The organism is Sphingobium sp. EP60837 (genome assembly GCF_001658005.1).
Taxonomy (GTDB): Bacteria; Pseudomonadota; Alphaproteobacteria; order Sphingomonadales; family Sphingomonadaceae; genus Sphingobium; species Sphingobium tyrosinilyticum.
Genome location: NZ_CP015987.1, coordinates 754,238 through 770,132, shown reverse-complemented (window position 1 = coordinate 770,132; position 15,895 = coordinate 754,238). Strand labels below are relative to the sequence as shown.

At 62.8% G+C, this 15,895-nt stretch carries 14 protein-coding genes and 1 pseudogene; 8 read left to right on the top strand and 7 right to left on the bottom strand.

Features of this window, described 5'->3' with window-relative positions:
• Positions 1-8 precede the first annotated feature (8 nt).
• The 3 genes from EP837_RS16445 to EP837_RS16435 form a co-directional block, all read right to left on the bottom strand.
• Entirely contained in the window at positions 9-995 is a 987-nt protein-coding gene (locus EP837_RS16445) for an NADPH:quinone oxidoreductase family protein (protein ID WP_066530995.1), read from the bottom strand.
• Between the two features lie 107 nt (positions 996-1,102).
• A complete protein-coding gene (locus EP837_RS16440; RefSeq protein WP_156518668.1) occupies positions 1,103-2,023 on the bottom strand; it encodes a LysR substrate-binding domain-containing protein in 921 nt (306 codons plus the stop codon).
• An 85-nt stretch (positions 2,024-2,108) separates the two neighbouring features.
• Positions 2,109-2,627 (bottom strand): SRPBCC domain-containing protein, encoded by a 519-nt coding sequence (locus EP837_RS16435; protein WP_066531705.1) that lies wholly within the window; start codon positions 2,625-2,627, stop codon positions 2,109-2,111.
• A gap of 293 nt (positions 2,628-2,920) precedes the next feature.
• Between EP837_RS16435 and EP837_RS16430 the strand changes: the two genes are divergently transcribed.
• From EP837_RS16430 to EP837_RS16410, 5 genes are all read left to right on the top strand, one after another.
• On the top strand, positions 2,921-4,513 hold the full coding sequence (locus tag EP837_RS16430) for a GMC family oxidoreductase (protein WP_066530990.1): 1,593 nt from the start codon (positions 2,921-2,923) through the stop codon (positions 4,511-4,513).
• A gap of 131 nt (positions 4,514-4,644) precedes the next feature.
• Positions 4,645-5,589, top strand: a complete 945-nt coding sequence (locus EP837_RS16425; RefSeq protein WP_066530988.1) for an SDR family NAD(P)-dependent oxidoreductase — start codon at positions 4,645-4,647, stop codon at positions 5,587-5,589.
• A 27-nt stretch (positions 5,590-5,616) separates the two neighbouring features.
• Complete coding sequence (locus tag EP837_RS16420) at positions 5,617-6,411, top strand: glucose 1-dehydrogenase (protein ID WP_066530987.1); 795 nt, start codon at positions 5,617-5,619, stop codon at positions 6,409-6,411.
• A gap of 28 nt (positions 6,412-6,439) precedes the next feature.
• Positions 6,440-7,294: an SDR family NAD(P)-dependent oxidoreductase gene (locus tag EP837_RS16415; RefSeq protein WP_082919816.1), complete on the top strand. Its 855-nt coding sequence runs from the start codon at positions 6,440-6,442 to the stop codon at positions 7,292-7,294.
• A 144-nt stretch (positions 7,295-7,438) separates the two neighbouring features.
• A complete protein-coding gene (locus EP837_RS16410; protein ID WP_066530984.1) occupies positions 7,439-8,113 on the top strand; it encodes an SDR family NAD(P)-dependent oxidoreductase in 675 nt (224 codons plus the stop codon).
• Between the two features lie 46 nt (positions 8,114-8,159).
• On the opposite strand, the gene EP837_RS16405 is transcribed toward EP837_RS16410, so the two are convergent.
• On the bottom strand, positions 8,160-10,109 hold the full coding sequence (locus tag EP837_RS16405; RefSeq protein WP_066530982.1) for a flavin-containing monooxygenase: 1,950 nt from the start codon (positions 10,107-10,109) through the stop codon (positions 8,160-8,162).
• A 328-nt stretch (positions 10,110-10,437) separates the two neighbouring features.
• On the opposite strand from EP837_RS16405, the gene EP837_RS16400 reads away from it, so the two are divergent.
• Genes EP837_RS16400 through EP837_RS21440 form a run of 3 tightly spaced genes read left to right on the top strand, consistent with a single transcriptional unit; the run spans position 10,438 to position 12,754 of the window.
• Entirely contained in the window at positions 10,438-12,126 is a 1,689-nt protein-coding gene (locus EP837_RS16400; protein ID WP_066530976.1) for an FAD-binding protein, read from the top strand.
• Positions 12,123-12,515 (top strand): nuclear transport factor 2 family protein, encoded by a 393-nt coding sequence (locus EP837_RS16395; RefSeq protein WP_066530974.1) that lies wholly within the window; start codon positions 12,123-12,125, stop codon positions 12,513-12,515. The genes EP837_RS16400 and EP837_RS16395 overlap by 4 nt, the downstream gene beginning before the upstream one ends.
• Complete coding sequence (locus tag EP837_RS21440; RefSeq protein ID WP_197486359.1) at positions 12,515-12,754, top strand: NUDIX domain-containing protein; 240 nt, start codon at positions 12,515-12,517, stop codon at positions 12,752-12,754. The genes EP837_RS16395 and EP837_RS21440 overlap by 1 nt, the downstream gene beginning before the upstream one ends.
• A 177-nt stretch (positions 12,755-12,931) precedes the next feature.
• Here EP837_RS21440 and EP837_RS16385 read toward each other — a convergent pair whose 3' ends face one another.
• From EP837_RS16385 to EP837_RS16375, 3 genes and pseudogenes are all read right to left on the bottom strand, one after another.
• Positions 12,932-13,429: a lipocalin-like domain-containing protein gene (locus EP837_RS16385; protein WP_225870619.1), complete on the bottom strand. Its 498-nt coding sequence runs from the start codon at positions 13,427-13,429 to the stop codon at positions 12,932-12,934.
• The gene (locus EP837_RS16380; RefSeq protein WP_082919754.1) at positions 13,426-14,505 is read right to left on the bottom strand and encodes a hypothetical protein; all 1,080 of its coding nucleotides are present in this window, start codon (positions 14,503-14,505) and stop codon (positions 13,426-13,428) included. The genes EP837_RS16385 and EP837_RS16380 overlap by 4 nt, the downstream gene beginning before the upstream one ends.
• 204 nt (positions 14,506-14,709) lie before the next feature.
• A pseudogene (locus EP837_RS16375) lies at positions 14,710-15,842 on the bottom strand (transposase).
• Positions 15,843-15,895: the final 53 nt, after the last annotated feature.

Below are 15,895 nucleotides of genomic sequence, written 5' to 3'. Positions count from 1 at the left end.
ATTCCTATTCAGGATGCGGGCGCGACGGTCAGGAGCACTTTGCCCTTCACTTTGCGCTTTTCGAGATGCTGGAGCGCCGCCACTGCGTCGGGCAGGGCGAAGCGGGTATCGATGACGGGCCTCAGCTTCCCTTCCGCCAGCCATGCGAGCAACTCACGCATATTGGCGCCCTGTGTGACAGGATCGGCGCGGACGCTGTTGCCCCACAGCACGCCGACCGCCGACGCGCTTTTCAGCAACAGCAGATTGGCGGGGATCGAAGGGATTTCCCCGCCCGCAAAGCCGATGACAAGCAGGCGGCCACCCCAGGCGAGGCTCTTGACCGCCGTCAGGTTCATCGGCCCGCCGACCGGGTCATAAATAACATCGACGCCCTTGCCATCCGTCAGCGCCTTGATCCGCTCGCGCAAATCCTCTTGCGCATAGTCGATAAGGTCGTCCGCGCCCTGCGCCTTCGAGAGCGCCAGTTTTCCCGGGCTGGAAGCAGCAGCGATCACCCGCGCGCCCATATGCTTGCCCAGCTCCACGGCGGTCAGGCCAACGCCCCCGCCCGCGCCCAGCACGAGCAACGTTTCGCCGGGCTTGAGGTTCGCGCGGTCCTTCAGCGCGTGATAGGATGTGCCATAGGTGATGGCGATGCCCGCCGCGACTTCCAGATCCACGCCGTCCGGCACTGGCCACACCTGAGTAGCGGGCGCCCGGACCTGCTGCGCAAAGGCTCCACTGCCGGTGAAGGCGATGACGCGGTCTCCAATGGAAAAGCCCTCCACGCCTTCGCCGATCGCAGCGATGCGCCCGCCGGCCTCACTGCCCGGCACGAAAGGCAGCGGGGGCTTGGTCTGATATTTGCCCTGCACGATCAGCACATCGGGATAATTGACCCCCGCCGCCACGACGTCGATCACCACTTCGCCTGGCCCCGCATCGGGGGCGGGGAATTCGCCATGACGAAGGTCTTCAACCGGCGCGAACGCCCCGCAGATCACGGCTTTCACATCACTCTCCTAAGCCACGCCAGCAGGCGTGCAGCCGTTGATTAGGCTTTGTTCGGCCATGCTACCATTTCGAAATTCCGACCCATAGCATCAGGAAAACTGATGGATCATGAGAAAGAGAGGTCATTTTCCTGATCCACCCACTCCTCGCTTCTTTGACGGGCAAAGTCGCGGAACGCGCGGCAGGCGTGCGGCTGCTCGGTATCGCGGCGGCTGACCAGACTGACGATACGGGTGAAGCGCAGTTCGGGAACCGCCAGTTCGACCAGTTCTCCGCGCCCGATCTCGTCAGCCACGGTCAGGCTGGACAGGCAGGCGAGCACCGCGCCGTCGCCAACGATGCGCTTGATCGCTTCGACGCTGTCGCCTTCGAAAACGATGTTAAGCGAGTTCAACGATTTCAGCGCCTCGACCGTGAAGGATATGCGCTCGCTTGATAAGGTCTTTTCCAGCGCCCAAGGCTGGTCCGCCAGCTTCGCCAGCGGCACCGTCGCCCGTCCGGCGAGCGGATGGCCCGGCGCGGCACACACCACCAGCCGATCGCGCAGCCAGGGTTCGGCCTCCAGATAGCTGCTATTGACCGGCGCACCGACGAAGCCGACGTCCAGCGCCATGTTGCGCACCCCCTCCATCACCTCGTGCGATGGCATGATGCGCAATTCCACGCGGACGCCGGGATGGCGGCGCATGAAAGCGGCGCATAGGCGAGGCAGGACATAATCTCCCACCGGCACCGCCGCGCCGATCCGCAACCGCCCGCGTACTTCCTCCGGCAAGGACAGCGACTCCATATCGGCGACCTGCACCAATATGCCGCGCGCCATCTCCAGCATGGGCCGCCCTCGATCGGTCAACAGCATGCGACGGCCGGAGCGGGCGAAAAGCTGCACGCCCAGATGCGTTTCCAGATCCTTGAGCGACATGCTGGCCGCCGATGCGCTGAGGCCGATCTCGTCCGCAGCGCCCGCCACGCTGCCGGTGCGGGCGACGGCTTCGAAGACTGCGATCTGGCGTAAGGTTATCCTCACCCTGCCTCCCAGCGCCACCAATTGCCGAATGGGCGGAAAAAGCGCCGTGGAGAAGCAGGATCAGGGATAAGCAAGCTGGTCGCGATCAGCGCAGTTCGCCCCGGTGCATGGCTTCCGCGCGCGCCTTGAGTGCCTTGGCCGTGTCGTTGAATGCGCGCGTCACCCAATCCCCGCAAAAGCGCATGACATGGATGCCATTGGGACCGGTAAAGGCGTCGGTCGACTGGTAGCGGCACTTTTCCGCGCCCAGTTCCTCGATCATCTGGTCGCGCCGGGCCGGATAGGGCCAGGCTTCGCTGTCATACATTTCCCAGGATAGAAGGCGCCCGGGCTCGAACGCACACACATATTCGCAATTGGGCGCAAGCGAGCCGGGATTGGCATAGTTGACCAACCGCATATGGACCGGCGCGCCCATCTCCAGCGTCGATTCTGCCCATACGCAGAATGGGTTCCATTCACCATAGCGCGGCATATCGGTCAGAATGTTCCAGACCACCATGGCAGGCGCATCGATTTCGATCGGGTCCGACGCGACCAGCGTTGCCGGATCATAGACTGCGAAGGGATCGAACCGCTCCACGGTCAGGCTTTCCACGGACATCCTCTTCTCCTTTGGCTTGTAAGCGGCGCGGGACATGAGCGGCCTGTTCGATGACGCGAACGGGCAAAGTTTTTGCAACTCATGCAGCTGTTTGCGTAGATGATAGCACGGCGGATCGGCGGGTCAATGTCATCCAATGCCCCAGATCAGGCTTGACCTGCGTAACATCTTGACCAATTCAGCACGCATGACGAAGCAGGCTAAGGGAAAGAAGGCGGGAGTCCGCCGAGTCCCCGTCCGTGCGTCACGCACAAGCAGAAACAGACGCACGCTTGCCGCGCGTGGGAGAGATCATGGCCGACACTTACGACTTCATCATTGCGGGCGGCGGCTCTGCGGGCTGCGTGCTGGCAGGGCGACTGTCGGAAAATCCGCGCAATCGGGTGCTGCTGCTCGAAGCGGGCGGGAAGGATAACAGCGTCTTCATCCATGCGCCGGGCGGACTGCTGCCGATCATGTACCGTGGCATGTTTCAATGGATGCATGTCAGCGTACCGCAGACGCATGCCGGTGGGCGGCAGATGTACACGCCGCGCGGCAAAGTCCTTGGCGGCTCTTCCTCCATCAACGGCATGGTCTATGATCGCGGCGCTGCCGCCGATTATGACGGCTGGCGGCAGCTCGGCAATGAAGGGTGGAGCTATGACGATGTGCTCCCCTATTTCAAGAAGCTGGAGGATTTTCAGCCCGGCGGCGAAGAAGGTTATCACGGCCGCGGCGGTCCTGTAGTTGTCACCCGGCCGGGGATCGAAAATCCGCTGGCCAAGGCTTTTCGCGATGCCGCCGTGGCGGCGGGCGTTCCCTATAATGACGACCCCAGCGGATCGCAGCGGGAAGGTGTTGTTCCCGCCGATGTCACCGCCTCGGCGGGCTACCGCTGGAGCGCTGCGCGCGCCTATCTGAAGCCCGCGCTGCGCCGCCCGAACCTGCGCGTGATCACCGGCGCCCATGTGGAGCGGGTGATCGTCGAGGAAGGGCGTGCGACAGGCATCAGCTGGCGGCGCGCCGGTCAGCTGGAACAGGCGAACGCATCGCGTGAGGTGATATTGTCCGCAGGCGCAATTCATTCGCCCTGGATTTTGCTGCTCTCGGGCATTGGCGACGGCGAACATTTGCGCCAGGTGGGCGCGCCGCTTGTCCACCACTTGCCAGGCGTCGGACAAAATTACCGGGATCATGTGGCGGTCAGCGTGAAGCAATATTGCACGCAACCCGTATCGCTCTTCAACGTCTTCCACCCGGTCGTCGCTGCAAAGGCGGTCGCGAACTTCCTGCTGTTCCGCAAGGGGCCGCTCGCCAATCCGCCTGCGGAGATCGGCGCTTATCTAAAGACCATGCCAGGCGCGGAATATCCGGACGTGAAGGTGCATTTCGCCATGGCCCTCTATGAAGCCATGGGGCGCAAGCTCATCATGGACCATGGCTATTTCGCGCATATCGACTTGCTGAACCCCGAAAGCGTGGGCGAGATCAAGCTGACTGGTCCAGACGCCTCCGCGCCGCTGTCGATCGACCCCAACATCCTGTCCACCGCCAATGACATGGCGATGGGCCGCGCGGCGATCCGGGCCGTGCGCAACATCTTCGCACAGATCCCCTTCGACCCCTTCCGTGGCGAGGAACTGGCCCCCGGCGCGAATATCCAGTCCGATGACGAGCTGGACGCCTATCTGCGCGAAACAGCCATTTCGGACATACACGCGGTGGGCACCTGCCGCATGGGACATGATCCAATGGCGGTGGTCGATCCGCAGCTCCGCGTTGGTGGCGTCGCCGGGCTGCGCGTCGTTGACGCCTCCGTCATGCCGCGCGTGCCGGGCGGCAACACCAACGTCCCGACCATGATGGTGGCCGAAAAGGCCGCCGACATGATCCTGAAGGCTTGAGGGATCGTCAGATCGCATGCCGCGAGATCGCCAGGCGACCAGACATATAGCTGCTCGTCCTGGGCGGGGTTTACCTCGCCTGCCGGATTGGCAATCCTTGGCCACAGGACCGGATGATAAGGGAGAGGCGGATGTCTGAGCTGCGTTTCGATGGCAAGGTCGCAATCGTGACTGGCGCCGGAGGCGGCCTGGGGAAAGCTTATGCGTCGCTGCTCGCCGCGCGCGGGGCCAAGCTGCTCGTCAACGATCTTGGCGGCAATTTCCAAGGCCAGGGCCAGGATATCAGCTATGCCGAAGCCGCGGCGCGCGACATTCGTGATGCGGGCGGCATTGCGGAGGCCAATGGCGACAGCGTGGCGACCTCCGCAGGCGTCGAGGCGATCGTGCAGGATGCCCTGAAGCGCTGGGGACGCGTCGATATATTGGTCAATAATGCGGGCATCGTCAGCGCGTCCGGCACTCTGGCCACCGTCACCGATGAGGAATGGGAAAAGGACATGGCCGTTTCGGCCAGCGGCACTTTTTACCTCTGCCGGGCGGTGTGGGAAGGCATGCTGGAGCGCGACTTCGGCCGTATCGTCAACATCTCATCCGGATCCTGGTTCGGCATGGGCAGTGCGGTTCCCTACCCGGCGGCTAAGGGCGCAGTATGGGCGATGACCCGCGCGCTGGCCGCCGCGACCAACGCCCTGGGCAAGAATGTGAAGATCAACGCCATTATGCCGATCGCAGGCAGCCGCATGACGCAACTCATGGGGCCGGAAATTCACGGTCTCATGGAACGCGATTTCCCCGCCCGCGCCGTAGCCCCGGTCGTCGCTATGCTCGCGCATGAAAGCGCGCCCTGCAATGGCGAAATGTTCACGGCAGGCGGCGGAGGCTACACCCGCGTGTTCGCAGGCGTCACCCAAGGCTACCGCGCTACCGACAAGGACTGGACACCCGAAACTGCCCTTGCACAATTCGATAAGGTGATGGACACGAGCGGCTTCCACATTCCTGAAGGATCGATGGACGAAGCTGCCCTCTACACCTCGGATGTGCCATGGGAGGCGTTCAAGGCCTTCATCAAATAAGTCAGTTCAACAAGGAAAGCAGTTAATATGACCGGAAGGTTGCAGGACAAGGTCGCCATCATCACCGGCGGAGCGCGCGGCATGGGCGAAGCAACGGTGCGTCTGTTCGCCCGCGAAGGCGCGAAGGTCGTCATCGCCGACGTGTTGGAGGCGGAAGGTCAGGCACTGGCCGCGGAGCTGGGCGATCTCGCCATGTTCCAGCGGCTAGACGTGTCTGACGAGGGCAGCTGGACGGCATTGGTGGACGCCGTGATGGCGCGCCATGGCCGGATCGACGCACTGGTCAATAACGCAGCCGTCGTGGCCTTCACCCCCATCATCGCGCTGACCTCCGAACAGATCGACCGGGTGCTCGGCATCAATGTGAAGGGGACCATGTTGGGCCTCAAACATGTTGGCGGCGCGATGTGCGCCGCCGGGCGTGGGGCGATCGTCAACATCTCGTCCGTCGATGGCTTGCGGGGCGCGAATTCGCTTGCGCTTTATAGCAGCTCGAAGTGGGCCGTGCGCGGGCTGACCAAGACCGCGGCGCTGGAATTCGGCCATCTCGGCGTGCGCGTGAACAGCGTGCATCCCGGCGGCGTCAACACCGTCATGGGCAATCCCCAGGCGCTGGAGGGCGAGGCCAAAAATGCCGGTTATGAACGCGTTCCGATGCAGCGCATCGGCGAACCGGAGGAAATCGCCGCAGCCAGCCTGTTCCTCTGCTCTGACGAGGCGAGCTACATCTGCGGTGCCGAATTGTCGGTCGATGGCGGTTGGTCTGCGGGCTACTACCACCATTATCTGCCCGGCGCGCCCGCATCGCTGACGTCGATCTGATCTCAAAAAATTCTGGAGAAGCATGAATATGACTGAAGAAGAAAAGGTTTTTTCTGGCGGCGTTGCCGTCATCACCGGCGCGGGTGCTGGCATCGGCATGGGCCTTGCCCGCCGCTGCGGTGAAATCGGCATGACCGTTGTCGTGACCGACATCGACAAAGGCCGGGCTGACAAGGTCGCCGCCGAGATCGTGGCGGCAGGCGGCAAGGCAGAGGCCATCCAGCTCGATGTGTCCAAACCCGAAGCGCTTGACGCGCTCGCCCAGGATGTGTTCGACCGTCATGGCGCCGTCCGACTGTTGATCAACAATGCCGGCATCGAAACCATCGGCAAGGTCTGGGAAATCCCGACCGCCCGGTGGGAAGCGACGCTCAACATTAACATCCACGGCGTCGTCCATGGCGTGCGCGCTTTCGTGCCGCACATGCTGCGCGTTGGCCAGGAGGCATGGATCGCTAACCTCGCCTCGATCGGCTCCTTCGGCCAGATGCCGACCCAGACCGCCTATATCATGAGCAAGCACGCGATCCAGTCGTTCAGCGAGTGTCTCTATCTGGAAATGCAGGTGGCAAAGGCGCCGATCAACGTATGCTCGATCATTCCGGGCATGCTGAAAACCAGCATCTTCGACGCCGAAGCAGGCGTAGGCGAGCCGGAAAACGCCGCTTCGCACCGTGCGACTATGGCGCATATGATGGCCAATTACGGCATGGACCTGGACGAAGGCTCCCGCGTCTTCGTCGAAGGCCTCGCCGCCCGCAAATTCTGGATTTCCAGCCAGCCCGAAATGACGGAACAGGCCGTCGCGGGGCGGATCGCCTTCTTCCAGAACCAGAGCAATCCCGAACTGGGCGAGCAACAGCGCGCCTTGCTCGGCATTTAACGAGACAGCCGGGCGGGGCCTGTCCCCGCGCGGTTCCCCGTCAAAACGGCCGCATTCCGCCCTTCTGTATTTCCGCTTTTTCCTCCATCCGAAAAGGCCGCCAATGCGGGACCAGAAGTTCGCAAACAGAGAGGAGAAGGTCAGATGAAGACGCACGTGATCGTGACCGGCGCGGCAGGCGTGCTGGGCCGGGCCGTGACGAAGGCGCTGGAAGAAGCTGGGCATAAGGTGACCGGCATCGACCGCGCACCGGACGCGGGCGCGGTAGGTGCTGGCGCCTATCTCGGCAACATCGATCTCACCGATCCTGCGGCAGCGTCTGCCGCGATCGAAAAGGCGATCGGCGCGAGCGGCCCATTAGGAGCGCTCGTCAATGTGGCGGGCACCTTCCGCTGGGAAACCATCGCGGATGGCGACATCGCCACCTGGGCCACGATGTTCGACATCAACCTGCGCACGGCCGTCAATGCAGTTCGGGCCGCGCTGCCGTCCCTTCGTGACGGCGGTGGCGCGGTGGTTAGCATCGGCGCGGCCTCGGCGATCAAGGCGGCGGCGGGCATGGGCGCCTATGCCGCGAGCAAGGCGGGCATCGCCAAGCTGACCGAAGCTCTGGCCGAGGAAGAAAAGGACAATGGCGTGCGCGTCAACGCGGTTCTGCCCTCGATCATCGACACGCCCGCCAACCGGGCCGACATGGCCAGCGCCGATTTCACCCGTTGGGTTTCGCCTGCGCAGATCGCGAGCGTCATCGCCTTCCTGCTGTCCGATGGCGCATCTGCCATCACAGGCGCTTGCATCCCTGTCACCGGCCGCGTCTGACCTTCAGATAATGGGCGGGGATGCGCCCCGCCCATTACCGCCAAGATCAGGCGGCCGTCTCTTCCGCCGTCGCCTTCTCATGGATGACGAAGTCGTCGAGCTTCGGCTCGCGCGATTCATTCCAATAGTCGAGCATGCGGAAAGGCCAGGAGCCGATCACCCGGCCCTTGCTGTTCTTGTAGTAGCTGTTGGCCTTGGGATGGGTCCAGATCATCTTGGGCATCTGACCCTGCACCCGATCGTTGAACGTAGCGTTGGCGTCCTCCGTCGGCTCCATCGCGCTCGCCCCGGTTTCCACCAGATGATCCAGGCACTCCAGGATATAATGAACCTGCGCCTCTGCCATCAGGTTGACGCCCGCGCCATGGTTCGGACCCGCATTGGGACCCATGATGTGGAAATAATTCGGGAAGCCAGGGACCATCAGCCCGAAATAACCGACCGGGTCCTCATCGCCCCATAGCTCTCGCAGGTTGACGCCATCACGCCCGATAATGTCCAGCCATCCCGCCATGCGCGCCACATCATAGCCGGTCGCCAGAATGATGGCATCGACGCGATGTTCGGTGCCATCGGCGGTCCTGATCGCACCAGGGAGCACGCGCTCGATCCCCGCCGTCTCCAGCGTCACATTATCGCGGCGGAACATGGTCAGCCAGTTGGTGTCCATGACGATCCGCTTGGAAAAAACCGGGCAGTCCGGCGTCAGCTTTTCCATCAGGTCCGGCCGGTCGCCCAGCTTCGCCTCCAAGTTCGACATGCAGAACTTTCGCAGCCGTTCGTTAACCAGCGAAACCGAAGGGCTCTCGGCGGGCCATTCGGGATCCTTAATCAGGTTGGAATAGAGCCCGTCCGACCCGGTCCAATAGATGCCAAAACGGAACCAGGCGAGATAGAAGGGGATGTGCCGCATCGCCCATTGCACGCCTTCGGGCACCTTGGCGGCGGCCCATTCGCTCGGCACCACCCAATGGCCGGACCGCATGAAGACGGTGAGATGCTCCACCTCATCGACGATCGCAGGGCCGCACTGCGCGGCGCTCGCGCCCGTGCCGACCATCGCCACCCGCTTGCCCTTCAGGTCCAGGTCCGGGTCCCATTCGGCAGTGTGGACCAGTGGCCCTTCAAAGTCCTTCAGACCCTCGATCTTGGGCCAGACCCAGCGGCTAAGGCGTCCATGCGCATTGATGACGGCATTGGCCCGCACGGTGGACTTGCCGCCATGCTTGTCGTTGAGCTCGACCTCCCAGACCTGCTCATCCTCGATCCAGCGCATGCCCAGCACTTCGGTTTCGAAGTGGATATGGTCGCGCACGCCATAGCTGTGGGACGCGCGGATCAGATAGTCGAGCATCTCGCGCCCACGCGGACGGTAGGTGGACCATTCAGGATTGAGCGCGAAGGAATAGGAATAGAAATGGCTCGGCGTATCGACGCCAGCACCCGGATAGCGCGCCACCCACCAAGTGCCGCCGACCTCGGAATTCTTCTCGATTACCTCGAAATCATAGCCGCCTTCCTTCAGCTTGATCGCGGCGGCGAGGCCGCTGATGCCCGCGCCGATGATCAGCACCTTGAACCCCTGCGGGATCTGCTGGCGCGCAGGGCGGTGCGACCGGTCATGCTGCGGCCCAAGACCCGATTGTTCGAGCAGCAACGGGATGAACTCTTTCGAAACCGGTTCCCCCATGCCGACACTCATGATCCGCTGCAGCAGCGCGGGCTCTGGGATGGTCAAATCGGCCTCGTTCGGACTGGTCAGCAACGCCCGCATCTTCTCGCGAAGCTCCGCCGCCAGATCGTCGGGAACAGCAGTCTGCTTACCAGAACTCAGCGCATGGACATGCGGCTGAAACTTGTCGAGCAGGGCCATGTCGCGGCTCAGATGCACATAGGTCATCAGCAATGTCGGCAGGTCAGCCGCCGCCAACGCATCGCGCAGCGCCTGGTCTTCGGCAAGCGGCAGTTTCTGATCTTCGGTCAGCGCAACGGTCATCAATCTATCTCCTTACGCTGCCCGGGCTATGGATCTGTTGCAACGGCAGCAACGACCAACCGCACCGATCCGGATAGGAGGAAGAGTGAGGAGGCGGCGTCAGTTCGATTGGCCCAGTGCGTTCATCGTCTCGGAAGACTTTGTTCGGGGGCAGCGGGTTTTAGTCCTTGCTGCATCCTAAAACGCCAGCTTGCTACGCAAGAAGTTGACATTATGGCGTGGAAAGGCACAGTTCGCGTGAAGTTTGCGGGAGGGAAACGGCGCACCGGCGATAAGCCCGGCACGCCGGTCACCCGCGTGGAAACATCCGTACCGGAATGGGGCTATAATGAGTAATTGGGATAAGGAAGTCGATATCCTCGTGGTCGGGTCGGGCGCGGGCGGCCTGCTCGCGGGCCTGGTCGGTGCGCATAACCGTGCGGACGTGCTGATCGTGGAAAAGGCTGACCTTTGGGGCGGCACGTCTGCCACCTCGGGCGGCGGCATCTGGATTCCCCGCAGTGACGTCGCCAAGGCCGCGGGCTTTGAGGATAATCTGGACGACGCCTTCACCTACCTGCGGGCGCTCTCCGCCGACAATGTTCCGGACGAAAATATCCGCGCCTTCGTCGATAACGCAGCGCCCATGCTGCGCTGGGTCATGGCGAACACGCCGGTCCAATATATGGCCTTCCCCTATCCCGATTATCATGCGGAAAATCCGGGCGGCTCGGCCCAGGGCTACCGCACACACCTGCCCCTCCCGATCAGCGGCAAGCCGCTCGGCAACGAAGTCCGCTCCCTGCGCTTCGCCTCCCCTGCGGCCAGCCTGTTCGGCTACATCAACTGGCACTTCACCGAAACCAGCGAACTGCTCTACCGCACCAAGGGCTGGATGAAGAATCTCGCCGTAAGCATGGCGCGCTACTGGCTCGACCTTCCCTTCCGCCTCACCTCACGCAAGGACCGCCGACTGACGCTGGGCAATGCACTGACCGGCGGCCTGCGCATGGCGCTCAACGATCGAGGCGTGCCGCTCTGGCTGAACACGCCGCTCATCGACCTGGTACGCGAAGGCGACCGGGTGACGGGCGCTATCGTCGAAAAGGACGGCAAGCCCTACCGCATCGGCGTCCGCCAGGGCGTGGTGCTGGCAGCGGGCGGTTTCGACAAGAACCAGACGATGCGCAACGCCAACGCGCCGCTCTATCCCACTGCCCAATATTCGGGCGGCGTTACCAGCAATACCGGTGACAGCATCCGCGCGGGCGAGGCGATCGGCGCGCGTACGCTCAACCTGCAATCGGCTTGGGCCGCGCCGGTTTTCTACGTGCCGGGCGAAGATCGCGGGCGCCTCTGCACCGTCGAACGCGCGCTGCCGGGCTGCATCATGGTTAACCAGAGCGGCAAGCGTTACCTTAACGAGGCCGCCTCCTACCATATCGTCGGGCAGCAGATGGCGCGGCGCGATGCCGAACATGGCGACGCCAATCCCAGCTGGATGATTTTCGATCACACTTACCGCCACAAATTCCCGATGGGGCCGCTCTACCCGCTGATGCCCACCTTCCTGCATAGCAAGGGCGTGCGCAGCATCCTGAAGCAGGGCCGCTCGATCGAGGAATTGGCGCGCAAGATCGGCGTCGATCCCGCGACGCTGTCTGAAACGGTGGCCCGTTTCAACACCCATGCGGCCAAGGGCGAGGACCCCGAATTCCACCGGGGCGAGGCCGCCTACGATAAGATGTATGGCGATTTCCGCCACGTCCCCAACCCCTGCCTCCGGCCGCTGGACAAGGGGCCCTTCTACGCTCTGCCCATCTATCCGGGCGACATCGGCACTAATGGCGGCCTGCTGACCAACGCCAAGGCGCAGGTGCTCGACGACACGGGCGAACCCATCACCGGGCTCTATGCGGTCGGCAACAATGCTGCCTCAGCCATGGGTGAAAGCTACCCCGGCGCAGGCGTCACGATCGGACCCGCCATGACCTCCGCTTATGTGGCGGCCCGCCACATGACCGGCGCCAACGCATGATTGAGGCAAACCGGCGGCAAGTGCTTCGCTTTTTCGAAGGGCTTACCGCCGGCGCCTTCCCGGACGATCTCTTCGCCCCGGACCTCACTTGCTGGACCACCGCCGGTGATATGGAGGCGGGCCTGTATCGGGCTGTGCCGCGGATGCTGAAGTCCCTCTTCCAAGATGGACTTGCCTTTCACATTGACGCCATCATTGCCGAAGCGGACCGCGCCGCAGCGCAAGTCCGATCGAAGGGCGTCTTCGAGGGCGATCAGCTCTACACCAACGATTATGCCTTCATCTTCGGCTTCAAGGACGGCCGCATTTCGTCCGTGGCGGAACATCTTAACCCCCTTCGCGTGCCTGAAGCGCTTGCGGCGCGGATGATGGCGGCCATGCACGGCTGATGAGCACCGCCCGCGCCCCAACGATCCGCATCGCCGCCGCCCTGATCGACAGCGATAGAGGTCGCATGCTCCTTGTGCGCAAAGCGGGGACGCCTTGGTTTATGCAGGCAGGCGGCAAGATTGAAGAGAGCGAAACCCCCTTCCCCGCACCGCAACGCGAATTGCTGGAAGAGTTGGGTGGACGCTGCACGAGGATGAAACCCGTATATCGGCCAATTTTCCTCCCCCGCAGCCGATGAAGCAGGCCATGTGGTGCAAGCCGACCGCGCTCGCCAGCCCTTGCCGTCGGGGCGGAAAGAGCGGAAGCCATCGGGGTCGATTTACTGGAGGCCGAGCCGATGCCTCCGGCACCGCTCACGAGAACGCATGTCCTGCCACTGGCGTCCAGACTGCGGCGATAGTCCCGCCGCTTGCCATCAAGCTTCGTTTAGCCGCCTCGCTTCATCCGTAACCACCCGCCGCCATTCGATCCGCACCAAGTCTGTGCCGATCTCTGTCTCCAGAAAGAGCCTGTCGCCGGAGAAGGCATAGCGGCGCGGCTGGTCGGAACCGATCCAGTCGGGATACCATGCGCCATCGACATGATGGGTGATGACGCCTGCCATGGCATCAATCGAATATCGGCCAAAATAACCGCTATAGCCGCGCATAGACGCGCCAAGTTCCTCATCGCTCACCTGATAGACGCTGGGCTTCCCGAACAGCGGCCGGTCGGGCCGCATCAGATGGCAACTCATATGCCCATCGGCGCTATACATGATCTGGCCTACGGCATCGGTTCCAAAGGGATAATCCTTCGTCCCGTCCGAGTGAAAGGTTGTCCACAACACCAGCTGCCATCCGCCGGTAAAGGCGGCGAAGGCCTGCGCTGCGTTCATCTCGGGCCGGGTCAGTCTCTGGGGCAGGCCGCTCATGGTGCGGTCTCCTCCCGCCGGATCAGCGACAGCGGCTTGGTGCCGGGCGGATAATGTTGCGGCCGCCCCGGATTATAGGCGTCGTTCAGTACCCCGATGAAGGCCATGTCATCATAGGGGTCGGACGGCGGATCGAAGGATATGCCCCTCCGCCGCAAATCGGCCATGAAGATCTCCGCGACCATGTCGTGGGTCAGGTCGTCTCGGTGATCGGAATGGAGCTTCAGATCATCCAGGTCATGATAGACCTCCGCGTTCCAATGCAGCATCAACCGAAGGTCATCCGTATGCAGCACCGCGTTGATGGTATCCCCCGTCTTCATCAGCCAGCGATCGCGGTCATCCGCATCGACGCCCAGTTCCGTGTCGAACGATAGCCCTTCATAGATGCGCCGCGCAGGCGGACCATTTGACTCGGGCCGGTGATACATGCGCTCATTCTGGCAGATCAGGCCCTTGTTCCACATCGGCGCGGTCACGCGCTGCGGCTGTCCGGCGATGCCGTCCGGCCAATAGGTAAAGCCGCCGGTCGGACATTTGCACCACCAGGCGACCACCTGCGTCATCTTCACCATCCACCTGTCGAACAGCCCCGACTTGCCCATCAGCGACAGGATCCAGAGCGGTGCATTTTCCTTGCGGATGCCGCGGAAGGTCACGCCGTCTATGTGGCCGGGATCGGTCGCCTCGAACGGCCCTGAGAGGCTGAAATACATGAAGGTCGGCCTCGCCAGACCCGCGCCCCAATAGGCCCGCGCATGCGCGCGCAGCCTGGGGTCGAGGAATATGTCATCCAGTTCGGTATAATAGCTGGTCCCATGGCTCGCGACCCAGCCGCGAAACTGCGCGACGATGAAATGGTCCATAGACATGTTGGGCTGGATACGGCCGCTCGTCGAAGCCGCGATCTGCTCAATATTCTGGAATCGTCCCTTGGTCACCATCGGCCACGGACCATAGTTCCGGATCATGTCTAGTAGCATCGCGTGCTGCGCGGGCGTATAGACATTATCGATTTGAATGGGCGGCGCGACTGGCCGCATGTCCGCGGCCGTGCCCGTTGCGATGCTTGCCACCTCGCCCTCCTCTACGTGCCCGGCGATTGGCCGCCGGCGCGAGTCCTAAAAGACGATGATGACATCATGGCCGAGCGACCGCCAGCGGCCAGCACCCCCTGCGATGCAACCTTCCGCCTGACCGGAAAGAAAAAGGGCTGGCGGGGTTTTGTTTTTGAAGATGTGCGGCGCTGGTTTTTTGAGAAGGGCCGCGGGCGCACCTGTTCAATCCGGTCGGGGGTTTGACTGGCGGGTCAGGGCGAGGGCGATCTTCTTGATGTTCTGGGCGGCTGCGGCGAGGAGGCACTGGCAAGCGACCCTTATTCGGCCTCGGAAGCGCGCATAACGATGACCATATAGCTGCTTGGCGTCGGCGAAGGAGCGCTCGACGGTTTCCTTGCGGCGCTTGCAGACGGCCTTACCCTAAGGGGTGAGACGATGGCCCTCGCATCGGTCTCTGATGTCCTGCCAGACATGGCGGGTGATGACGCGTTGGGGCTTGGCGGCGCTGGTGCAGGAGGCGAGTAGCGGGCATTGCCGGCGGATCGCGGGGTCAGACTTGTAGTGGCGATAGCCATGGCGATCGGTCGTGGCATAGGGCAGCAAGGGCAGCAGCTGACCTTCGGGACAGCGATAGCTGTCCTGGTCCGGCTCCCAATGGAAGCGGCTCTTGCGCATCATACCAGGCTTAGGCGGGGTCGGGTTGCGATAGCCGGTAAGACCGAGAATGCCGCGCTCCTCTAGCCCTTGAGCAATGCCGGCGGTAGCGTATCCGGCATTGAGCCCCACCGCCGCGACAGGAAAGCCAAAGCGCTCGCGCTGCCGGTCGAGGCGTCCGAGATAGACAATCGCTTGAGGCCGCGTTCCCGTCGCTCCTGGGTGATCGCGGCGTCGAGCGCCTCCCAATAGTCCGAGCGCGATTTGGCGACGACTGCCTTGTCATATTTGTTCTTGTTGGCGTTGGCCTTAAGATGGGTGCTGTCGGTGTACAGCACCGTGCTATCCACCAGGCCATGGCCGATCGCCTGCTCGACAATCCGGTCGAATATCTCCTGCGCCACCGTCGTGTCGCCATAGCGGCGACGCCGGTTCTGCGACACCGTCGAGGCATCGAGGATCGCACCGGTCAGCCGCAGCCGCAGGAACCAGCGATAGGCAACGTTGACCTGGATCTCGCGGCAAGTGCCGTTCCGAGCGAACCCCAAACAAATAGCCAAGGAACAGCGCCTTGAACATCAGTGTCGGATCCAACGCAGGCCGCCCGCGTCGATCTTGCGCAGCAGGTGATCCGCAGGAACCAACTCCTCGAGCGTCACTATCTCGAGTGCCGTCTGCTCAGGTCCAGGCTCTCTCACCATAGCCTGAAGAATCACAAACCCCCAGCTCACGCCAGGGGTTTGTCAGCAGTCTG